The sequence below is a fragment of the Bradyrhizobium agreste genome, assembly GCF_016031625.1.
Lineage (GTDB): Bacteria > Pseudomonadota > Alphaproteobacteria > Rhizobiales > Xanthobacteraceae > Bradyrhizobium > Bradyrhizobium agreste.
Window position 1 is genome coordinate 333791 of record NZ_JACCHP010000002.1, and the last position, 21107, is coordinate 354897.

The 21107-nt window shown below is 65.7% G+C and carries 17 protein-coding genes; 6 read left to right on the forward strand and 11 right to left on the reverse strand.

Annotation, left to right across the window (positions count from 1 at the left end; all coding sequences use genetic code 11):
- The first annotated feature begins 33 nt into the window (after positions 1-33).
- A complete protein-coding gene (locus tag HZZ13_RS04310; protein WP_197958405.1) occupies positions 34-1230 on the forward strand; it encodes an amidohydrolase family protein in 1197 nt (398 codons plus the stop codon).
- A 104-nt stretch (positions 1231-1334) separates the two neighbouring features.
- On the opposite strand, the gene HZZ13_RS04315 is transcribed toward HZZ13_RS04310, so the two are convergent.
- From HZZ13_RS04315 to HZZ13_RS04350, 8 genes are all read right to left on the reverse strand, one after another.
- Entirely contained in the window at positions 1335-1790 is a 456-nt protein-coding gene (locus HZZ13_RS04315; protein ID WP_197958406.1) for a MarR family winged helix-turn-helix transcriptional regulator, read from the reverse strand.
- 14 nt (positions 1791-1804) lie between these two features.
- Positions 1805-2509, reverse strand: a complete 705-nt coding sequence (locus HZZ13_RS04320) for an ABC transporter ATP-binding protein (RefSeq protein WP_172786252.1) — start codon at positions 2507-2509, stop codon at positions 1805-1807.
- Complete coding sequence (locus HZZ13_RS04325) at positions 2506-3297, reverse strand: ABC transporter ATP-binding protein (RefSeq protein WP_197958407.1); 792 nt, start codon at positions 3295-3297, stop codon at positions 2506-2508. Before HZZ13_RS04325 ends, HZZ13_RS04320 begins: the two co-directional genes overlap by 4 nt.
- A complete protein-coding gene (locus tag HZZ13_RS04330) occupies positions 3294-5183 on the reverse strand; it encodes an ABC transporter permease (RefSeq protein ID WP_197958408.1) in 1890 nt (629 codons plus the stop codon). Before HZZ13_RS04330 ends, HZZ13_RS04325 begins: the two co-directional genes overlap by 4 nt.
- Before the next feature lie 173 nt (positions 5184-5356).
- A complete protein-coding gene (locus tag HZZ13_RS04335) occupies positions 5357-6559 on the reverse strand; it encodes an ABC transporter substrate-binding protein (RefSeq protein ID WP_197958409.1) in 1203 nt (400 codons plus the stop codon).
- A 36-nt stretch (positions 6560-6595) separates the two neighbouring features.
- The gene (locus HZZ13_RS04340) at positions 6596-7180 is read right to left on the reverse strand and encodes an amino acid synthesis family protein (protein WP_197958410.1); all 585 of its coding nucleotides are present in this window, start codon (positions 7178-7180) and stop codon (positions 6596-6598) included.
- A 27-nt stretch (positions 7181-7207) separates the two neighbouring features.
- Positions 7208-8104: a UPF0280 family protein gene (locus HZZ13_RS04345; RefSeq protein WP_197958411.1), complete on the reverse strand. Its 897-nt coding sequence runs from the start codon at positions 8102-8104 to the stop codon at positions 7208-7210.
- Positions 8101-9558 (reverse strand): 6-hydroxynicotinate reductase, encoded by a 1458-nt coding sequence (locus HZZ13_RS04350; RefSeq protein WP_197958518.1) that lies wholly within the window; start codon positions 9556-9558, stop codon positions 8101-8103. The genes HZZ13_RS04345 and HZZ13_RS04350 overlap by 4 nt, the downstream gene beginning before the upstream one ends.
- 266 nt (positions 9559-9824) lie before the next feature.
- Here HZZ13_RS04350 and HZZ13_RS04355 point away from each other — a divergent pair, with 266 nt between their 5' ends.
- Positions 9825-10307 carry a (2Fe-2S)-binding protein gene (locus tag HZZ13_RS04355; RefSeq protein ID WP_197958412.1) on the forward strand — a complete coding sequence of 161 codons (483 nt, stop codon included), beginning with the start codon at positions 9825-9827 and terminating at the stop codon, positions 10305-10307.
- A complete protein-coding gene (locus HZZ13_RS04360; RefSeq protein WP_197958413.1) occupies positions 10307-13831 on the forward strand; it encodes a molybdopterin cofactor-binding domain-containing protein in 3525 nt (1174 codons plus the stop codon). Before HZZ13_RS04355 ends, HZZ13_RS04360 begins: the two co-directional genes overlap by 1 nt.
- Positions 13832-13971: 140 nt before the next feature.
- On the opposite strand, the gene HZZ13_RS04365 is transcribed toward HZZ13_RS04360, so the two are convergent.
- Positions 13972-14937, reverse strand: a complete 966-nt coding sequence (locus HZZ13_RS04365; RefSeq protein WP_197958414.1) for a catechol 2,3-dioxygenase — start codon at positions 14935-14937, stop codon at positions 13972-13974.
- A 367-nt stretch (positions 14938-15304) separates the two neighbouring features.
- On the opposite strand from HZZ13_RS04365, the gene HZZ13_RS04370 reads away from it, so the two are divergent.
- The 3 genes from HZZ13_RS04370 to HZZ13_RS04380 all read left to right on the forward strand — a co-directional run bounded on the left by HZZ13_RS04370 (position 15305) and on the right by HZZ13_RS04380 (position 18361).
- Complete coding sequence (locus tag HZZ13_RS04370) at positions 15305-17044, forward strand: ATP-binding protein (protein ID WP_197958415.1); 1740 nt, start codon at positions 15305-15307, stop codon at positions 17042-17044.
- A gap of 221 nt (positions 17045-17265) precedes the next feature.
- Positions 17266-17847 carry a peroxidase-related enzyme gene (locus HZZ13_RS04375; protein ID WP_197958416.1) on the forward strand — a complete coding sequence of 194 codons (582 nt, stop codon included), beginning with the start codon at positions 17266-17268 and terminating at the stop codon, positions 17845-17847.
- A 10-nt stretch (positions 17848-17857) separates the two neighbouring features.
- On the forward strand, positions 17858-18361 hold the full coding sequence (locus HZZ13_RS04380) for an MgtC/SapB family protein (protein WP_197958417.1): 504 nt from the start codon (positions 17858-17860) through the stop codon (positions 18359-18361).
- Here HZZ13_RS04380 and HZZ13_RS04385 read toward each other — a convergent pair.
- Entirely contained in the window at positions 18358-20910 is a 2553-nt protein-coding gene (locus HZZ13_RS04385; protein WP_197958418.1) for a cation-translocating P-type ATPase, read from the reverse strand. The two genes, HZZ13_RS04380 and HZZ13_RS04385, sit on opposite strands and share 4 nt — an antisense overlap.
- Positions 20907-21074 carry a hypothetical protein gene (locus HZZ13_RS04390; RefSeq protein WP_197958419.1) on the reverse strand — a complete coding sequence of 56 codons (168 nt, stop codon included), beginning with the start codon at positions 21072-21074 and terminating at the stop codon, positions 20907-20909. The genes HZZ13_RS04385 and HZZ13_RS04390 overlap by 4 nt, the downstream gene beginning before the upstream one ends.
- Between the last annotated feature and the right edge of the window lie 33 nt (positions 21075-21107).

A 21107-nucleotide genomic window follows, 5' to 3' on the forward strand; every position in this document is an offset into this window, starting at 1 on the left:
GAAGCGTTGCAGTTAGGAATAAGGAGCCCTTCCATGGCGCATGACGCACCCCAGGCCACCGGACCCTCGAAGCTGGTGATCCGCAATATCGGCCTGATCCTGTCCGGCGCTTTGGAAAAGCCGATTCTGGACGGCGACACCATCGTCGCCGAGAACGGCAAGATCAGCGCGATCGGCCGCTTCAAGGACGTCAATACCGAAGGCGCCACCACCATCGTCGACGCCAACGGCACCACGGTGGCGCCGGGCCTGATCGACAGCCACGTCCACCCAGTCGCCGGCGACTGGACGCCGCGGCAGAACCAGATCAACTGGATCGACAGCTATCTGCACGGCGGCGTCACCACCATGATCTCCGCCGGCGAGGTGCACATGCCCGGCCGACCCCGCGACGTCGTCGGCCTCAAGGCCATGGCCGTATTCGCCCAGCGCGCGTTCTGGACCTTGCGCCCCGGCGGCGTGAAGGTTCACGCCGGCGCGCCGGTGATCGAATGCGAGATGGTGGAAGAAGACTTCAAGGAGATGGCGGCGAACGGCGTCAAGCTGCTCGGCGAGGTCGGCCTCGGCGGCGTCAAGGACGGTCCGACCGCGCGAAAAATGGTCGGCTGGGCGCGCAAATACGGCATCCAGAGCACCATCCACACCGGTGGCCCGTCGATCCCCGGCTCCGGCCTGATCGACAAGGACGTGGTGCTGGAGGCCGACACCGACGTGGTCGGCCACATCAACGGCGGCCACACTGCCCTGCCCGACGACCAGATCCGCTGCATCTGCGAGGGCTGCAAGCGCGGGCTCGAGCTCGTGCACAACGGCAATGAGCGCTCGGCCCTGTTCACGCTGCGCACCGCGCGCGAGATGGGCGACCTGCACCGCGTCATCCTCGGCACCGACGCGCCCGCCGGCTCCGGCGTGCAGCCGCTCGGCATCCTGCGCATGGTCTCGATGCTGTCCTCGCTCGGCGAGCTGCCGGCCGAGATCGCGTTCTGCCTTGCCACCGGCAACACCGCCCGGATGCGGCAGCTCGACTGCGGCCTGATCGAGGTCGGCCGCTCCGCCGATTTCGTCATCATGGACAAGGCGCAGCACTCGCCCGGCAAGAACATCCTGGAGAGCGTCCAGCTCGGCGACCTCCCAGGCATCGGCATGACCATCATCGATGGCATCGTGCGCACCCAGCGCAGCCGCAACACGCCGCCGGCCGGCAAAGTGCCGGAGCTGGTGGCGAAGTAAGCCAGGAAAATGGTGCCGTGGGGTGGGCAAAGCGCAGCGTGCCCACCATTTAGGAGTGGTGGGCACGGCGCAAGAGCGCCTTTGCCCACTCTACGAGACCACCTTCACCTCAGCTTGTTCAGCAGCACCATCAGCGTCTCGCGCTCTTTCGCGTCGAGCGGCGCCAGCGTCTCGCGGGTGATCGCCAGCGCATTCGGCGCCAGCTTCTCGGCAAGCTGCTGACCGGCGCGGGTCAGGCTCACCAGCAGGCGGCGGCCGTCCTCGGGATCCTGGCTGGTCTCGGTGAGGCCGCGCGCGGTGAGACGATCGATCACGCCCTTGATGGTCGCGACGTCCATTGCCGTCAGGCGCCCGAGCTGATTCTGCGAGCACGGCCCGGTCTCGGCCAGTTTCGACAGCGCCGCCCATTGCGTCGGCGTCAGATTGGTGCCGATGTCTCGCGCGAAGATCGAGCTGTGGCGCTGCCAGACCTGGCGCAGGATGAAGCCGACCTGTTCGTCGAGCACGTAAGGTGGTTTCGCCGGCTTGATGCTTTTCTTTGCCGCAACGCTTCTCGCCATCCGCTGTCCGCCCCTCACAACGACAGATGCGCGTCGCGGATATCCGGGCGCGCGTCGAGCTCGGCCATGGTGCCGCCGAAACAGATGCGGCCGCGCTCGATGATGTAGGCGCGATCCGAAATCAGCCGCGCGAAATGCAGATTCTGCTCGGAGACGACGATGCTGACGCCTTCCTTCTTCATGGTCAGGATGGCATCGACCATCTGCTCCACGATCTTCGGCGACAGCCCCTCCGACGGCTCGTCCAGCAGCACCAGCGACGGATTGCCCATCAGCGTACGCGCGATCGTGAGCATCTGCTGCTCGCCGCCGCTCATGCGCCCGCCCGGGCGATTCTTCATCTCGCCGAGGTTCGGAAACAGCGCGAACAGCTTTTCGCGCGTCCAGTGCGGCGCGTTCGGACGCTTCGGCTGGCGGCCGACTTCGAGATTTTCTTCGACGGTCAGGTCCGTGAAGATGCGCCGCTCCTCCGGCACGTAGCCGAGGCCCTCGCGCACGATCTCGTGTGTCGGCTTCGATGAGACGTCCTTGCCTTCGAACGTGATGCGGCCGGAGCGCTGCGCGACGAGGCCGACGATGGAGCGGAACGTCGTCGACTTGCCGGCGCCGTTGCGTCCCAGCAGCGCCACCACCTCACCCTCGCCGACCTCGAAGCCGATGTCGAACAGGATATGCGCCGGACCGTAATGGCTGTTGAGGTCTTGCACCGTGAGCTTCATGCCGATGCTCCCTCGCGGTGGCGAGAATCGTAGACCAGGCCCTCGCCGAGATAGACCGCCTGCACCTGGGGATTGCCGCGCACGTCCGCCGGCGAGCCCTCCGCGATCAACGTCCCGCGGTTGAGCACGAGGATGCGGTCGGCATGCTCGAACACCACGTCCATGTCGTGCTCGGTGAAGAGCACGCCGATGGATTTTTCCCGGGCAATGCGCGCGGTCAGCCGCATCAATTCGACGCGCTCGCGCGGTGCCATGCCGGCCGTCGGCTCGTCCATCAGCAGCAGTTTGGGCTGGTTGGCGAGCGCAACAGCAAGCTCGAGCCGCTTGAGATCGCCATAGGCAAGCTCGCCGCAGGGACGGTCGGCATAGCCGCTCATGCCGACCAGCTCGAGCAGGCGGCCGGCTTCGTCGCGGTCGAACTTCGGCGCCGAGCCGAACAGATTGAACAGCTGCTTGCCATGCGAGATCAGCGCGACCTGCACGTTCTCGCGCACGGTCATGGTGGCGAAGGTCGCGGTGATCTGGAAGGTGCGGCCGACGCCGAGCCGCCAGACCTCACGCGGCTTCCGGCCCGTGATCTCTTCGCCGAGCAGGCGGACGTGCCCGCTGTCAGGCATGTTCTGGCCGTTGAGCATGTCGAAGCAGGTGCTCTTTCCCGCGCCGTTCGGCCCGATCAGCGCCAGGATCTCGCCGGCCCGCAGCGAGAACGAGACGCCGCGCACGGCATGGATGCCGCCATAGGATTTGGTCAGGCCTTCGACTGCGAGAAGTGGGGGTGCAACGCTCATTCGGCAGACTCGATCGGCTTGGCAAGCAAGGGAGATCCCGGCGGCGATGCTTTTTTCCGACGCTGCGCCAGCATCTCGAGCATGCCGACGATGCCCTTGGGAAAGACGACGACGATCAGCATGATGAAGCCGCCGAGCACGAGCTTCGACAGATCGGTCTGGCTCACCAGCCAGATGTTCAAGGCCTTGTAGACGATGGCGCCGATCACCGCGCCCGACACCGTCTCGACGCCGCCGAGCAACACCATGACCAGTGCGTCGACCGACAGCGAGATGCCGAGATTGTCGGGAAAGACGCTGCCCTTGAGATAGGCGAACAATGCGCCGCCGATGCCGGCGGTCGTGCCGGCGATCACGAAGGCGGTCCACTGGATGCGCTTGGCATCGATGCCGATGGCTTCGCTGCGCAGACCTGAGTCGCGCGTGGCACGAAGCGCGTAGCCGAACGGCGAGAACACCATGGCCCGCAGCGCAACCGTCACCAGCGCCGCGACGCCGAGCGCAAGCCAATAGAAGCGCGACGGACTTGCCGCCCAGCTCGACGGCCAGAGGCCCAGAATGCCGTTGTCACCGCCGGTCACGTTCACCCACTGGAACGCGATCGACCAGACGATCTGCGCGAAGGCGAGCGTCAGCATTGCAAAATAGACGCCGGAGAGCTGCACCGCGAAGAAGCCGAACACGGCCGCGCCCATGCAGCCGAGCAGCGGCCCGAGCAGCAGGCAGACGATCATCGGCAGTCCGGCCATCTTGGCGAGGAAGGCGATACCATAGGCCCCGAGGCCGAAATAGGCGGCGTGACCGAACGAGGCGAGGCCGCCGACCGACATCAGGAAGTGCAGGCTGACGGCGAAGATCACGAAGATCGCGATCTCCGAGCCGACCGTCAGCAGATAATTGCCCGCGAACAGCGGCAGCAAGGCTGCGACGATTAGCGCGGCAAGCGCCATCAGCCGCTCGTTCGAGGTCAGCGGCCGCCAGGGATTGACGGTGAGGCCCGGCGTCTTGCGCGCGGCCGCCTCCGGCTTGCCGAATAGGCCCCAGGGCCGCACGATCAGCACCACGGCCATCACCAGAAAGACCAGGATGATGGAGATCTTCGGGAAAATCAGGATGCCGAACGCATTCAGCTCCGAGACCAGCACCGCCGCGACGAAGGCGCCGACAATGCTGCCGAGGCCGCCGATCACGACCACGACGAACACCTCGACGATGATGCGCAGATCCATGGCGTGATGCACGGCATCGCGCGGGATCTGGAGGGCGCCGCCGAGCGCTGCGAGGAAGACGCCGACGGCGAACACCGATGTGAACAGCCACTTCTGATTGACGCCGAGCGCGGCCACCATGTCCCGGTCCTGCGTCGCCGCGCGCACCAAGACGCCCCAGCGCGTGCGCTGAAACAGCAGCCAGAGAATGCCGAGCACGACGGGTCCGAGCACGATCAGGAAAAGATCGTAGCTCGGAATGTTCTGGCCGAAGAAATCGATCGCGCCCTTGAAGCCCGGCGCGCGGCGGCCGACAAGATCGTCGGGCCCCCAGATCAGCACGACGAGATCCTCGACCATCAAGGTCAGGCCAAAGGTCGCGAGCAGCTGGAACAGCTCGGGCGCATGATAGATGCGCCGCAGCAGCACCATCTCGACGATGACGCCGATCAGCGCCACCGCGAGCGCCGCCAGCACGATGCCGCCCCAGAAGCCGAACGCGCCGGACAGGCGCTCGGTCAGCGTGAAGGCGATGTAGGCGCCGATCATGTAGAAGGCGCCGTGCGCGAAATTCACGATCCGCGTCACCCCGAAGATGATCGACAGGCCCGAGGCCACCAGGAACAGCGACGCTGCGCTGGCGAGACCGGTCAGAAACTGTACGACGTAAAAGGCCATCTTCGGTCCGGGTTAGGTGTTTAGGTCACCTCTCCCCGCTTGCGGGGAGAGGTCGAATTGCGAAGCAATTCGGGTGAGGGGGGTCTCCGCGAGTCGTCTGTCACCTCCCTCGCGGAGGCTCCCCCTCACCCCGACCCTCTCCCCGCAAGCGGGGAGAGGGAGAAAGGAAGCAATCAATCCTTCGGCCGCAGCTTCTCGACTTCGGCATCGCTCGGCAGGTAGTCCGCGCCCTTCTTGTAGGACGAATCCACCATCACGCCCTTGCCGTCCTTCAACGCGGTCTTGCCGACGAAGGCGCCGAGCGTCGACTGGTGGTCGATCTTGCGGAAGGTGATCTCGCCGAACGGTGAGCCCGTCGTCAGCCCCTCCGCCGCGGCAATCAGCTTCTCCGGATCGGTCGAGCCAGCCTTGGCCAGGATCGCGGCCGCCGACTTGATGGTTTGGTAGCCGACGATCGAGCCGAGACGCGGATAGTCGTTGTACTTGGCCTGGTAGGCTTTCAGGAACGCGTCATGCTCGGGCGTCTTGATCGAGTACCAGGGATAACCAGTGACGATCCAGCCCTCCGGCGTCTCGTCCTTGAGCGGGTCAAGATATTCGGGCTCGCCGGTGAGGAAGGAGACGACCTCGCGCCCCTTGAACAGTCCACGCGTGTTGCCTTCGCGCACGAGCTTGACGAGGTCTGCCCCGAACGTGACGTTGAGGATCGCTTCCGGGTTGGCGGCGGCAACCGCCTGCACCACGGGACCCGCGTCGATCTTGCCCTGTGGCGGCCATTGCTCGTCGACCCACTGAATGTCCGGGCGCTTCTCAGACATCAGCTTCTTGAACACCGCGACCGCCGACTGGCCGTACTCGTAATTCGGTGCGATCGTCGCCCAGCGCTTGGCCGGCAGCTTGCTGGCGGCTTCCACCAGCATCGCCGCCTGCATGTAGTTGGAGGGACGCAGGCGGAAGGTGTATTTGTTGCCCTTGGACCAGGTGATGGCATCCGTGAGCGGCTCGGCGGCGAGGAAGAACACCTTCTTCTGGTTGGCGAAGTCAGAGACCGCAAGACCGATGTTCGACAGGAACGTGCCGGCGAGCATCGCCACGCCCTCGCTCGAGACGAGCTCGTTGGCCGCGGTCTGCGCGTCCGCCGGCTTGCCGCCGTCGTCCTTCGAGACGACGACGAGCTTCTTGCCGTTGATGCCGCCGGCCCCGTTGATTTCCTCGACCGCGAGCTGCCAGCCCTTGCGATAGGGCTCGGTGAACGCCGGCAGCAGCGAATAGCTGTTGATCTCGCCGATCTTGATGTCCTGCGCCACGGCCGAATGGGCCATGCCGCCCGCCAGAAGCGCGAAGGCCGCGCCGACGAAGTAATTTCCTGCTCGCATCCCAACCTCCAATTTGAACTCGCTTGTGACTTCTATCTATCTCAGACCGTCTTCGCCCTTGATCTCCGCAACCGTGAGCCCGCCGACGCGCGGCAGCGGACGGCCGCTGTCGGTGACGGCGACCGCGACCATGATCTCGTTGGCGCGCGGCGCGTCGTTGATCTGCACCTCCATGCCGTCGAAATGACTGCGCACGAAGGCCGCATCCTTGTGCCCCAGCGGAATGTCCAGCGTCGTGCCCGGACCGCTGCGCTTCTTCGAGGAGGGAATCAGCGCCGCGCCCTTGCCCAGCACCTTGCGCACCGGCGCGCCCATCTTGGGGTGGAGGATGGCAGCGGCATGCTCCAGCTCCCCATTCTCGCCGACCGCCGCGGCCTTGCCGTAGCTGTGTGCCTTGGCGCCATCGATGCCGAGCGCCGCCACCGCGCGTTTCGACAAGAGCTCACCGAGCTCCTCGCCGATCGCAATCAGCGGCGAAAGATCCTCGATATATTTTCCGGCAAACGGATTCTCGATGACGGCAATCGCCGCGGCACGCCGGGTCGGCGGTGACACCTGTCGGCCCATCTCCCTCTGGGTCTCTTCGACGACGGTGACGATCTTGCGGATGATCGCGCTCATGGCTGCTTCCTCTGGCCACTTCTCTGCTTAGGCATGAACCGCATTCTCCAGCTGACGCGGGCGCGATTCCAGCCGCTCACTATCTTTCGGTCCGATGACAAGCATATCACCACAAAGCTGCAGCACGGCACCCTCGATCAGCCGACGATCGAATAAATGCCGTGCACATTCCGCGCCAGATTCGAGCGCGGCGACGATCTCATCGTGAGACAGCTCACCGACATCGCACGTCACAAGCCGCGCGCCCAGATCGCTGTCGGGCTGAAGCTCGTTCGCAGGTTTTCGGATGACAGCGGGATGTCCGGGCAGATCGACCGCATTGGCGATCACAGTCGCAGCTGCATCGGCCTGCGAAGCGGTTGCGGCGAGTACGGTCACGGCATCGGCGATCCCAAGCGAAAAGCTGCGGCCGTGCCGGCCGCTGGTGGCGACGCCCCGCCCCGGGTCGTCCGCATCGATCCGCATCGTCCGCATCACGCCGTCGCGGTCGGGCCGATCCATCAAGCCGACCGAAAAATGCTCGCCCACACCGAGATGCAGCGCGATGTCGCCGCCATTGTTGACGTAAGCGCGGTCGAGCGCGGCAGCGCGCAGCATCGCAGCCAGAATCTCCTCCGCGACGCTACCGGCAACGGCCGCCATCGGCGTGATGAAGCAATCGGCGGAATATGGCGCCACCGCGGCGTGCATGCGGCGCGCGACGACGCCCTTGAGCGACGTGCGCTTCCCGGCGGCAGAGCGCAATTCCGGCAACTCCGCGCAAAGCTCGTCGAGCAATCCGGTGAACCGCAGCGCCGCAGCCTGATAGGCAGCCTGCACTGCGTCCACACGTCCCCTCGCCTCCACGATCAGATCGATCGGTCCATCCTGAAAATGCAGCCGCCGGCCGTCAGACAGCAATGCGATTTGCGGGCGCCTCGTCATGTGCGGCGCCCCGGAATCGGGTTCTGCCAGGGCAACTGCCGAACATCGTCGCCATTCTGTACCTCGGAGAGCGGCTTCACATGATCCATGTGTCCGCCGAGCGCGGCATAGTCGGACAGCTTCATCGTGAACTCGATCGGCGCGACCAGGGCCGGTGTCGGCACATAACCGAACGCGCCTGACGGCATCTGCGTCACGTCGACCATGTAGGTGATGCCGCCGCCGGGCCAGACATAGACCGGCGCGCCGCCGCTGGTGACGCGCGTCAGCGCGTCCTTCACCGAGCGCGTCAGCCGCACCGGATTGTCCGTGACGCCGGCGCGCAGCGAGCCGCCCGCTCCCGCCATGAACAACACCGTGCACAACGCGGGCTCGCAATTTTCCTGGATGCGCTCGACCGAAAACTTCAGGTCATCAGGCATCTCGGTCTCGACCGGTTTCAAGGCCTCGTCGAGCACGTAATAGGACGAATGCTCCCCGGTGGTGGAGACCATCAGCATGGTCAGACCGGGCTTTGCTTCCTTGGGATCGAACGGGCCGAGGATCGACAAGGGATCGGAGATGTTGGTGCCGCCCCAGCCCGTGCCGGGATCGGCAACCTGAAAATAGCGGCCGGGCGTCGAGCGACGGCCCTTCATCTTGATGCCGGTGTCGGCGATGTCGAGCAGCTTGCCGGCCTGGTGCTCCGAGAGCACGCCGGTGATGTGGTCATCGACCACGACGACCTCATCCACCTTGCCGTGCCATTGCTTGGCGAACATGCCGATCGTCGCCGAGCCGCAGCCGACGCGCATGCGCTCTTCCTTCACGCCGTTGACGATCGGCGGCTGGCCGGCCTGCACCACCACGGTGGCACCTCCGTCGATGGTGAGCTCCACCGCCTTGCAATTGGCGAGGTCCATCAGCGTGTCGCAGGTGACGCGGCCCTCCTTCTTGGAGCCGCCGGTGAGATGATGCACGCCGCCGAGCGAGAGCATCTGCGAGCCGTATTCGCTGGTCGTGACATGGCCGACCGCCTCGCCCTGCGCGCGCACGGTCGCGGTCTCCGGGCCGAGATAGCGGTCGGTGTCGATCTTCACCTTGATGCCGCAATAGGAGAAGATGCCCTCGGTCACGACGGTCACCATGTCGACGCCGTCGACCTCGGCAGAGACGATGAACGGCGCCGGCTTGTAGTCGGGATAGGTCGTGCCTGCGCCGATCGCCGTCACGAAAGTCGAGGGTTCATGGACGATCTTGCCGTCCCAGTCCTCGGTGCGGCTGAACGGGACGAGCTTGCCGCCGTGCGAGACGGTGCGTTCCAGGATCACGTGCGGATCGACGCGGACAAGCTTGCCGTCGTGATTGGCATAGCGATCGCAGGCACCCGCCGCGCCCGGCTTGATGTAGCACATCACCGGACAAGCATCGCAGCGGATCTTGTCGATGACGGCGCTCGTCGTTTCTGTCATCATGTCGGAGCCGGCGGACATCGCGGTTATCATTCGTATACGAACGATGTTGCGCGCGGTGCCCCGGGGCTGTCAAGCGGCGGTGCAGCGCAAAAGATGCCGCTGCCGCATAAAACCTCATTTGCCTATCCGCCCTGTCCACAAACAAGGCAGTCGCGCTGCAGTGCGGCATGCACGGCTTGCACGTTTGTGTACAAACGGTATCGTCGCAACGTCGCATTTTTCGCGATTGCACGATGTTGGTATTGGTCTTGGGCTTGGGAACGAGGATGACGCAGACACCGATCCGCCTCACCGTGAACGGCAGGATCCGAGAGGTCACGGCGGCGCGGGACACGCCGCTGCTCTACGTGCTGCGCAATGACCTCGGACTGAACGGCCCGAAATACGGCTGCGGCTTGGGGGAATGCGGCACCTGTACTGTCCTGATCGACGGACTGGCGGCACGCTCCTGCGTGATTCCGGTGAGCGGCTGCGTCGGCCGCGACATCGTGACGCTCGAAGGCCTCGGCACCCGCGACAAGCCCGACGTCGTGCAGCAGGCCTTCATCGACGAGCAGGCCGCGCAATGCGGCTATTGTCTCAACGGCATGATCATGACCACCAAGGCGTTGCTCGCGATCAATCCGCGGCCGACCGAGCAGGAGGCGCTGGCGGCGCTACGCTACAATCTTTGCCGCTGCGGGACCCATGTCGAAATCCTCCGCGCGGTGATGCGCGCCTCTAGCCAGCTCACCGAGGCCGCAGATTGATGGCCTCCTCTGTTTCGAACGGAGCCGCGCGCGCGGGCTCGCTCATCGTCGCCCGCAGCGTGGACGAGGTCACGTCCGAGACCTTCGTCCGCATCACCGCGGACGGTTCGGTCACCGCCTACAACGGCCATGTCGATCTCGGCACCGGCATCCGCACCGCGCTCGGCCAGATCGTCGCCGAAGAGCTCGACGTGTCCTTTGCGCGCGTCGTCGTCGTGCTCGGCGACACGGCCGTGGTGCCGAACCAGGGCGCGACGATCGCGAGCGAAACCATTCAGATCACGGCCGTGCCGCTGCGGAAGGCCGCGGCGCAAGCCCGGCACTTTCTGATCGCGCGCGCGGCGGAACGCCTGGACTTGCCCGAAGCCGAGCTCAGGATCGAGGACGGGCTTGTTCGCGGCCACGACAACCGCAGCGTCAGCTACGGCGAGCTCATCGGCGACGAGGCGATCCGCCTCGAGCTGGCCGACGACGTGCAGCTCAAGCCGGTCGGCGATTACACCATCGTCGGCCAGTCGGTGCCGCGCGTCGATTTACCTGCCAAAGCCGCGGGCGAGCTGACCTTCGTGCACGACGTCCGAGTATCAGGCATGGTGCATGGCCGCGTGGTGCGGCCGCCCTATGCCGGCGTCGATGCCGGACCGTTCGTCGGCACCAGCCTCATTGCGGTCGACGAATCCTCCGTGCGCGACGTTCCCGGCCTTATCGCTGTCGTGCGCATCGGCGATTTCGTCGGCGTCGTCGCCGAGCGCGAGGAGAATGCGATCCGTGCGGCAGAGCAGCTCAAGGTGAGCTGGAAACCGACGCCGACGCTTACCGATCTTGGCGAGGTCGAGACCGCCCTGCGCGCCAATCCATCGACACCGCGCACGCTGATCGACAAGGGCGACGTCGACAAGGCAATATCTGGCGCGGCCAAGCCGATGCAGCGCACTTACGTCTGGCCGTATCAGATGCACGCCTCGATCGGCCCGTCCTGCGCCGTCGCCGACTATAGGGATGGCAACATCCGGGTCTGGTCGGGAACGCAGAACCCGCACGTGCTGCGCAGCGATCTGGCGCTGCTGATCGAGCGCCCCGAAAGCGAGATCGAGGTGATCCGACTGGAGGCCGCCGGCTGCTACGGCCGCAACTGCGCCGACGACGTCACCGCCGACGCGCTACTGCTGTCGCGCGCGGTCGGCCGTCCGGTCCGCGTGCAGCTAACGCGCGAGCAGGAGCACGCCTGGGAGCCCAAAGGCACCGCACAGCTCATCGACGTCAATGGCGGCCTCGACGCCGACGGCGGTATCGCCGCATACGATCTCGCGACGCGCTATCCCTCGAACGCCGCGCCGACGCTGGCGCTGCTGCTGACCGGCCGCCTCTCGCCGGAGCCCGCGGTGCTCCAGATGGGCGACCGCACCGCGATCCCGCCCTACGACTACGAGCACATGCGCGTCGTCGCCCACGACACGCCGCCGATCGTGCGCGCCTCCTGGTTTCGCGGCGTCTCGGCATTGCCGAATACCTTTGCGCATGAATCCTATATCGACGAGGCCGCAACCGAAGCCGGCGTCGATCCGATCGAATATCGCCTGCGCTATCTGAAGGACCCGCGCGCGGTCGATCTCGTCAATGCGGTGGCCGAGCGCGCGGGCTGGACGCCCCGCCCCGTTCGCGAGGAGAAGGACGGCGATGTCGTGCACGGCCGCGGCTTTGCCTATGCGCTCTACGTCCACAGCAAGTTTCCGGGCTATGGCGCGGCGTGGTCGGCGTGGGTTGCCGACGTTGCGGTGAACAAGACGACCGGCGACGTCAGCGTGACGCGCGTCGTCGCGGGGCAGGATTCCGGGTTGATGATCAATCCGGACGGCGTGCGCCATCAGATCCAGGGCAACGTCATCCAGTCCACCAGCCGCGCGCTGATGGAAGAGGTGTCGTTCGAGCGCGGCGCGGTGGCCGCGCGCGAATGGGGCGCCTATCCCATCATCCCCTTCCCCGACGTGCCCAAGATCGACGTGCTGATGCTGCCGCGGCAGGATCAGCCGCCGCTCGGCGTCGGCGAGTCCGCCTCGGTGCCGAGCGCGGCGGCGATTGCGAACGCCATCTTCGATGCCACCGGCGTGCGCTTTCGCGAGCCGCCGTTCACGCCCGAGCGAATCCTCAAGGGATTGCACGGCGAAGCAGCGGCGGCACCGCAGTCCCTGCCCTCGCCCGCAGCCCCGCCTCCTTCTCGCATCTGGGAGAACCCGTTCGCCAGGCGCGCCGGCATCTTCGCAGCGATCGCAGCCGTCTGCACGGCTGCGATCGGCGTGGGCGCGGCGCTTCTTCCCGGCCGCGCCATCGCGCCGATCGCGCGGCCCGACGCGTCGGTCTATACCGCGGCGACGATCGCCCGCGGAGAGCAGCTCGCCGCGCTCGGCAATTGCGCGGAGTGCCACACCAAGATCGGCGGCGTACCAAATGCCGGCGGCCGCGCCCTGGAGACACCGTTCGGCACGATCTACGCGACCAACATCACGCCCGATGTCGAGACCGGCATCGGCGCTTGGTCCTACCCCGCCTTCGAACGCGCCATGCGCGATGGCCTGCATCGCGACGGACGCCAGCTCTATCCCGCCTTCCCCTACACGCATTTTGCGAGGACTAGCGATGCCGACATGCAGGCGCTCTACGCTTACCTGATGGCGCAACCTGCGGTGCGCACGACGACGCCAGCCAACACGCTCGCCTTCCCGTTCAATCTGCGCCCGCTGCTGGCGGGCTGGAATGCACTGTTCCACGATGCGCACGAATTCAAGTCCGACCCGTCAAAGTCCGAGGCTTGGAATCGCGGCGCCTATCTGGTCGAGAGCCTCGGCCATTGCAGCGCCTGCCATTCGCCGCGCAACGCGCTCGGCGCCGAGCAACGCAACGCTTATCTCGCCGGCGGCTTTGCCGAGGGCTGGGAAGCGCCGGCGTTGACCTCGCTCTCGCACGGGCCGATTCCGTGGAGCGAGGATGAGCTCTACGCCTATTTGCGCACCGGCCATTCGCGTTACCACGGCGTCGCCGCCGGCCCGATGGCGCCTGTTGTCCGCGACCTCAAGGCTCTGCCCGACCAGGACATCCGTGCGATGGCGGTGTATCTCAACTCGTTCAATGACACCGCCGATACGCCAGCGCCGGATGCGCTCGCCGCCAAGCTCGAGAGCGCCACGCAAGTGACCGTCGCCTCCTCTACCGGCGCGCGCCTCTATCAAGGCGCGTGCGCCGTCTGCCACGAGGTCGGCGGCCTGCCGCTATTCGGCAGCCGCCCCTCGCTCGCGCTCAACAGCAATCTGCACAGCGCGACATCCGATAATCTCGTGCAGGTGATCCTGCACGGCATTGCCGAGCCCGTCTCGAGCGATCTCGGCTATATGCCCGCGTTCAGGAACAGCATGAGCGACGCGCAGATCGAGGAGCTCATCAGCTTCCTGCGCAAGCAGTTCGCACCTGGGAAGCCGGCCTGGACCGGCGTGCGCGAGACGATTGCAAGGGTGCGATCGTCAACGCACTAGACAATTCATTCCGTCATTCCGGGGCCCGAGCGCAGCGAGGGAGCCCGGAATCCATAACCACCAGCCGGGGTTATGGATTCCGGGCTCGCCGCTTCGCGTCGCCCCGGAATGACACTCCGTGAAGCGTCAGGAATACAGAATTACCCGTGCTTCACCTCCACCGGCGGCGTGCCGTGGGTGTGGAACGACTCGATCGTCTTCAATCCCCAGGCCTGGCCCTTTTTGCGCTCCTCCTCGGTCCACACGATCGGCTTCCAGTCGGGCGCGAGGATGAGACGTGCGCCGGCATTGGCGACTTCGACGCGGTTGCCGCCGGGCTCGTAGACGTAGAGGAAGAAGGTCTGCTGGATGGCGTGCTTGTGCGGGCCGGTCTCGATATGCACGCCGTTCTCGAGAAAAATGTCCGCGGCGCGCAGAATCTCCTCGCGGCTGTCGAGCGCGTAGGTGACGTGGTGGAAGCGGCCCGGCACGCCGGAATGGTCGAGCGAATAGGCGAAATCGTAGCTCTTGTTCGACATCGTCAGCCACATCGCAGCCTCACGGCCGTCGTTGAGCACGATCTGCTCGGTGAGGCGGCAGCCAAGGTAATTCTCGAAGAACTCGCGGTTGGCCTTGATGTCGACGGCGAGACAGTTGAGGTGGTCGAGGCGGCGGACATTGACGCCGCGGGCGGGAAAACGCTGTGCCTGGTTTTTCAGCGCAGGCTTGAGTTCGGGCGGCGCCTGATACCATTCGGTCTCGTAATAGAGTTCGACAATATGGCCGTCGGGATCGCGGCAGCGGAAGGTCGGCCCCTGCCCCATGTCGCCGTCGATCCAGCCGATGTCGAAGCCCGATCCCTTGAGCGCGGCGACGCGCCGCTCCAGCGCCTGCTGGCTGCGCGCGCGCAGCGCCATGTGGCCCATGCCCGAGGTCTTCGACGCCGTGAGCTTGAGCGAATAGCGCTCGTAATCGTCCCAGCCGCGCAAATAGACCGACTCGCCCTTCTGGCCGCTGACGGTCATGCCCATGACATCGACGAAGAACTTCAGGCTCTCGTCGGGCTTCGGCGTCAGCAGTTCCATGTGGCCGAGATGGGCGAGATCGAGGATTGGTTCGGGCTGCATGGTTTCCTCCTGGAGCAGTCGCGAGCCTTCTGCGCGGCGCCTCATTTGTACCAATGTACAAATCATTAGGTCCCGTCAACAAAGTAACCGACATCCCTGCTGCGATCGGCGCCTGCCCGCCGTCCTCCAGACGAGAGGGCAGCCTGCCCGAATGGTAAATTCTTCCTTAAGGACCATCTCACATGAAGGGCCCCGAAAACGCAGCATTTTCCCGGCGTTTCCGCCCATAAGCAGGCATTGGCGACAAGGCTCCCGACCGAATTACCGCGGATTTAACGGAGCCGGCGCGTCCGGCGTTTAACCGTTTGTGCAGCGACCGCCGCGCATAGTCGGGCAAATCCCCTTGCTCTTGCCAGGTTCATTCATCGTGACATCCTTTGGACGCGTGATTTCGGTTCGCGGATCGCTCGCCCGGGTCGGGCTTCTGGCGGAAAGCCGCATGCCGATCGCGGAGGTGCGGGCAACCGTCGGCCGTTTCGTCAGCATTCGGTGTGCCAGCTCGGTCATCGTTGCGATGATCACGGAGGTCTCCTGCGAGAACCTGTCGAGCTCGGACAATTACATCGCGATCGCGTCGGTCGACCTGCTCGGCGAGATCCTCAATGCCGCGGACAAGGCCAAGTTTCAGCGCGGCGTCACCAACTATCCGACCATCGGCGATGCCGTCGACCTGATCACCAGCCAGGAGCTGCGCACGATCTACGCGCCGACCGGCTCGGATCAGATCAATGTCGGCTTCCTCCAGCAGGACCGCTCGGTCATCGCCTATGTCGACGTCGAGGAAATGCTGTCGAAGCATTTTGCCGTGCTGGGATCGACCGGCGTCGGTAAATCGACCGGCGTCTCGCTGCTGCTCAACGAGATCCTGAAGGCGCGGCCGAACCTGCGCATCTTCCTGCTCGACGTGCACAACGAATATGGCCGCTGCTTTGGCGACCGCGCGCTGGTGCTCAACCCGCGGAACCTGAAGCTGCCGTTCTGGCTGTTCAATTTCGAGGAAATCGTCGACGTGCTGTTCGGCGGCCGCGCCGGCGTGCCGGAAGAGCTCGATATCCTCGCCGAGGTGATCCCGCTCGCCAAGGGCGTCTACACCCAGTACCAGAACGCCGACCGCATCGGCCTCAAGCGCATCGATCCCAAGCAAATCGGCTACACCGTCGATACGCCGGTGCCTTATCGCCTGGTCGACCTGCTGTCGCTGATCGACGAGCGCATGGGCAAGCTCGAGAACCGCTCCTCGCGCATCATCTATCACAAGCTGATCTCGCGCATCGAGGCGGTGCGCAACGACCCCCGCTACGCCTTCATGTTCGACAACGCCAATGTCGGCGGCGACACCATGGCCGAGGTTATCAGCCATCTGTTCCGCCTGCCCGCCAACGGCAAGCCGATGACGGTGATGCAGCTCGCCGGCTTCCCGGCCGAGGTGATCGATTCCGTCGTGTCGGTGCTCTGCCGAATGGCCTTCGACTTCGGCCTGTGGAGCGACGGCGTCTCGCCGCTGCTGTTCGTCTGCGAGGAGGCGCACCGCTATGCCTCCGCCGACCGCAACATCGGCTTCGGCCCGACCCGCAAGGCGGTGTCGCGCATCGCCAAGGAAGGCCGCAAATACGGCGTCTATCTCGGCCTCATCACTCAGCGCCCCGCCGAGCTCGACGCCACCATCATCTCCCAGTGCAACACGCTGTTCACGATGCGCCTCGCCAACGACCGCGACCAGGCGCTGCTGCGCGCCGCGGTGTCGGATGCCGCCGCGAACCTGCTCTCTTTCGTGCCGTCGCTCGGCACCCGCGAGGTGCTGGCGTTCGGCGAAGGCGTGGCGCTGCCGACCCGCTTGCGCTTCAAGGAGGTGCCGCCGCACCAGTTGCCGCGCGGCGAGGCCACCATCTCGAGCGTGCCGTCCGTCACCTCCGGCCACGACATGCATTTCGTTAGTGCCGTGCTGGAACGCTGGCGCGGCGCCACCTCGCAGCGCGACGTGCCGAACGACCCCGTGTTCTCGGCACCGCCGGCAAAGATAATGTCTAGCGTCGAAGCCCCGATGCTGCAGCCGTCGATGGGCCTCGACCCGGACCGCTTCTCGCTGCTGAAGAAGCCGCTGCGGTAACTCAGCTCTGGTGTCCCGGACGCGCCGCAACGCCCATAGCGTTGCTGCGCAGAGCCGGGACCCATACCACGCACACCACGGTCTCAGAAGTATGGGCCTCGGCTCAGCAGCGCATCGCCGAAGAGGCGCTGCGCCGCGTCCGGGGCACGAGACTGTGCGACGCCTCTGGAGCGTCTCACCCGCATCGACTATGGTTCCCACCTCAAGCCGGAACCATGCCCATGACCAAGACCACCCCGCAACGCTTTCCCGCACCCGCAATCGACACGCTGCCCGACGACATCCGCACGCGGCTGCTTGCCGTGCAGGAGAAGAGCGGCTTCGTGCCGAACGTGTTCCTTACGCTGGCCTACCGCCCCGACGAGTTCCGCGCGTTCTTCGCCTATCACGACGCGCTGATGGAGAAGGACGGCGGCCTCACCAAGGCCGAGCGCGAGATGATCGTGGTGGCGACATCGGCGGCGAACCAGTGCCAATATTGCGTGATCGCCCATGGCGCGATCCTGCGCATCCGCGCCAAGAACCCGCTGATCGCCGACCAGGTCGCGATCAACTACCGCAAGGCCGACATCACGCCGCGGCAGAAGGCGATGCTCGATTTTGCCATGAAGGTCTCCGCTGACGCGCAGCGGATTTCCGAGGAGGATTTCGCCGCGCTCGCGCCGCACGGCTTCAGCGACGACGACATCTGGGACATCGCCGCGATCGCCGCCTTCTTCGCGCTGTCGAACCGGCTGGCGAATTTCACGGGCATGCGGCCGAACGAGGAGTTCTATCTGATGGGCCGCCTGCCGAAGACATGAGCGAGACGCCATGACCGAGCTCGATTGGCCCGAAATCCTGCTGCGCCTCGGCGCAGCGACGCTCGCCGGCTGCGCGATCGGCCTCGACCGCGACCTGCACGGCAAGCCGATCGGGCTGAAGACGCTCGGCATCGTCGGGCTCTCGACTGCGACCATCGTGCTGCTCACAGTCCAATTCGCCGAGCCCGGCAAGATCACGGACGCAGCGAGCCGCGTCATCCAGGGCATCCTCACCGGCATCGGCTTTCTAGGGGCCGGCGTCATCGTTCACGAGAGCCGGCGTTTTCGCGTGCGCGGCCTGACCAGCGCCGCCTGCACCTTCCTCGCCGCCTGCCTCGGCATCATCTGCGGCACCGGGCAATGGAGGATTGTCTTGGTCGCACTGACCTTCGCGTTGGTTCTGCTCACGATCGGTCGGAGTGTCGAGCGCTGGCTGCATCGCGCTCTTGGCGGCAGGGAGGATCCTCACCAAGCGGAGACCTTGCCGAAGACGGGTGGCCGGGAGGGCAGCTAGAATCGTAACCGCCGGCCCCAAAGCGGCTTCAGCAATTCGAGCGCCGTAAGCACCAAGAGTCCCGCGCCGAGCGTGATCATCAAATCGTCGACATGCAGCGGACCGAAGCGAAACAGACCGGAGGCCGGCGGCCAGAACAAGGCTGTGGCGAGAACGAGCGCAATCAAGAGGAATATCCAGAGCAATGCCGCGTTCGGACGGAAGAAGGCAGACAAGAAGGATGCGCTGAAGGATCGGTTGACCAGCACCAGCGCGAGGACGCAGACGATGAGCGCAATGAACGCGAGGGTGCGAGCCTCATCGGGCGGAATGCCGGAACCAAGCGCTGCGACGAAGATCACGGCGATCAAGGCGAAGGCCATCGCGCCCTGCAGAACGCTCCAGGCGATCAGGGGCCACGAGAACAGCTCCGCATCGGCACGCCGCGGCGGACGCTTCATGACATCGCGCTCCTCCCGTTCGGCTTCGAACACCAGCGAGCAGACGGGATCGATGACCAGCTCGAGAAAGGCGATGTGCACCGGGCCGAGCACCAGCGGCAGCCCGAACACCAGGGGAAACAGCGCAAGACCCGCGATCGGCACGTGAACCGCGAAGATGAAGGCCATGGCCTTGCGCAAATTGTCGTAGATCCGGCGCCCAAGGCGGATGGATGCGACGATGGAGCCGAAGTCATCGTCGAGCAGGACGATCGAGGACGCCTCGCGGGCGACATCGGTGCCGCGGCCACCCATCGCGATTCCGATATGGGCGGCTTTCAGCGACGGCGCGTCGTTGACGCCGTCGCCCGTCATCGCGACGATCTCACCGCCGCGCTTCAACGCCTGGACGATCCGCAGCTTCTGCTCCGGCAGAACCCGCGCGAAGACGTTCACGTTCCTGACGAGTGCCTCGAGCTCGTTGTCGTCGGCGAGCTTGACCTGCTCCCCGGTGGCGACCTCATTGACGTCGAGCCCGGCCTGCCCGGCGATCGTCCGAGCGGTCGCCGGATAGTCGCCGGTGATCATAACCACGCGGATCCCGGCCGAACGGCACTCGCGAACCGCCTCCGGAACGTGAGGGCGCAACGGATCGGCAAGCCCGACCAGGCCAACGAAGCGAAATGCGAAAGCCTCCTGGGATATCGGCAGTGACGCGTCATCGCACGCGCCAACCGCCACACCCAGCACCCGAAGCCCGTCCTTCGCCATGGCCCCGACGGCAGCTTGCACGGCCTCTCGATCGGCCTCGGTCAGCCCGCATAGGCGCGCAATCGCTTCCGGCGCGCCCTTGGCGCATGCGACGAGGTCCGCCGCTGCGGATGTCCGCCAAACCTGGGTCATGGCGAGCAGCTCGGGGCGCAGACCATAGGTGCGCACCAGCATCCGCCCGCCATCCATCGCGTCTCCGTCCCCCAGGACATCACGCGCGAACGCGTGCAACGCCTTCTCCATCGGATCGAACGGCTCCGGAGAGCTTGCCAGTGCCCCGCAGCGCGCCAGCTCGGCGAATTCGGGCCCGGCATGATGCTGTCCGGACGCCTCCGCGCGCAGGCGCGCGCCGTCCAGCAGCCGCAGCTCGGCGACCGACATTTGATTCTGCGTCAGCGTTCCGGTCTTGTCGGTGCACAGGACTGTCGCTGAGCCGAGGACTTCGATGGCGGCGGCTCGCCGCGTCAGGACGCGGGCCTGCGAAATCCGCCACGCGCCCATCGCCATGAACACCGTGAGTACGACGCCGAATTCTTCCGGAAGCATCGACATGCCGATGGCGACGCCTGCCAGCAGCGCCTGCAGCCAGTCGCCGCGCGAGACGGCGTAGAGCACGACGGCGGCCAGGCTGACGATGGCGCCGCCGAGAAAGCAGAGCCGCACCAGCCTTGCGGTCTGTTGCTGAAGCCGCGGCGGCTCGGCCTGCAGACCGCGAAGCGACAGCCCGATCTTCCCGATCTCGCTGCGCGGCCCAGTGGCCTCGACCAGCGCCAGCCCCTCACCGCGCACGACGAGCGAACCGGAATACACGAATGGCTGATCCTCGCCGCCGGGCCGGTGACCGGCCGCGGTGACCTTGTCGGCGATCTTCTTGCGGACGGGCATCGACTCCCCAGTCAGCAGGGACTCGTCGATTTGCAAGTCCCGCGCCTCGACGAGCGCGGCGTCGGCGGGGACGCGATCGCCTTCGCCAAGGACGAGAAGATCGCCCTGCACGACCTCGCGGCCGGCAATTCGCCGGCGCGCACCGTCCCGTACCACCAGCGCACGCGGGCTGGTCAGGTCGCGCAAGGCTTCGAGCACGCGCTCGGTCCGGGTCTCCTGCACCACGGTGATGACGATGGACATCGCCCCGAATGCCAGCAGGATCAGCGCCTCCTTGAGATCGCCGAGCACGAGATAAATCAGCCCACCGCAAAGCAGCAGCAGGAGCATCGGCTCGCGCAGCACGTCCACCACGATGCGCAGAGGACTGCGTCGTTCCGGCCGAGGCAGTTCGTTGGGGCCGTCCGCCGCGAGCCTCGCCCGGGCCTCGGCCTCGCTCAGGCCGGCCGCACTTCCGCGGTGGACCTCGCTCACGGCTTTCGACGCAAGCTCCAGAGGCTGCCGGCCCCGACGATTGCGGTGACGAGCAGGACGGCGACGAAAGTCTGGATGATGGTGAAGTTCAGCGCGTCACGCGCGACGAACAGCGCCGTGATCGCGCCGGCGAGAAGAAAAAGAATGCGAAAGATGACGCTCATGGCCGTGCCTCCAAATTCTGCATGACTTGGAGC

Excerpts from the sequence above, each read along its gene's own strand:
- HZZ13_RS04310 (WP_197958405.1), top strand. The coding sequence starts at position 34 with ATGGCGCATGACGCACCCCAGGCCACCGGACCCTCGAAGCTGGTGATC.
- HZZ13_RS04315 (WP_197958406.1), bottom strand. The coding sequence starts at position 1,790 with ATGGCGAGAAGCGTTGCGGCAAAGAAAAGCATCAAGCCGGCGAAACCA.
- HZZ13_RS04320 (WP_172786252.1), bottom strand. The coding sequence starts at position 2,509 with ATGAAGCTCACGGTGCAAGACCTCAACAGCCATTACGGTCCGGCGCAT.
- HZZ13_RS04325 (WP_197958407.1), bottom strand. The coding sequence starts at position 3,297 with ATGAGCGTTGCACCCCCACTTCTCGCAGTCGAAGGCCTGACCAAATCC.
- HZZ13_RS04330 (WP_197958408.1), bottom strand. The coding sequence starts at position 5,183 with ATGGCCTTTTACGTCGTACAGTTTCTGACCGGTCTCGCCAGCGCAGCG.
- HZZ13_RS04335 (WP_197958409.1), bottom strand. The coding sequence starts at position 6,559 with ATGCGAGCAGGAAATTACTTCGTCGGCGCGGCCTTCGCGCTTCTGGCG.
- HZZ13_RS04340 (WP_197958410.1), bottom strand. The coding sequence starts at position 7,180 with ATGAGCGCGATCATCCGCAAGATCGTCACCGTCGTCGAAGAGACCCAG.
- HZZ13_RS04345 (WP_197958411.1), bottom strand. The coding sequence starts at position 8,104 with ATGACGAGGCGCCCGCAAATCGCATTGCTGTCTGACGGCCGGCGGCTG.
- HZZ13_RS04350 (WP_197958518.1), bottom strand. The coding sequence starts at position 9,558 with ATGATGACAGAAACGACGAGCGCCGTCATCGACAAGATCCGCTGCGAT.
- HZZ13_RS04355 (WP_197958412.1), top strand. The coding sequence starts at position 9,825 with ATGACGCAGACACCGATCCGCCTCACCGTGAACGGCAGGATCCGAGAG.
- HZZ13_RS04360 (WP_197958413.1), top strand. The coding sequence starts at position 10,307 with ATGGCCTCCTCTGTTTCGAACGGAGCCGCGCGCGCGGGCTCGCTCATC.
- HZZ13_RS04365 (WP_197958414.1), bottom strand. The coding sequence starts at position 14,937 with ATGCAGCCCGAACCAATCCTCGATCTCGCCCATCTCGGCCACATGGAA.
- HZZ13_RS04375 (WP_197958416.1), top strand. The coding sequence starts at position 17,266 with ATGACCAAGACCACCCCGCAACGCTTTCCCGCACCCGCAATCGACACG.
- HZZ13_RS04380 (WP_197958417.1), top strand. The coding sequence starts at position 17,858 with ATGACCGAGCTCGATTGGCCCGAAATCCTGCTGCGCCTCGGCGCAGCG.
- HZZ13_RS04390 (WP_197958419.1), bottom strand. The coding sequence starts at position 21,074 with ATGAGCGTCATCTTTCGCATTCTTTTTCTTCTCGCCGGCGCGATCACG.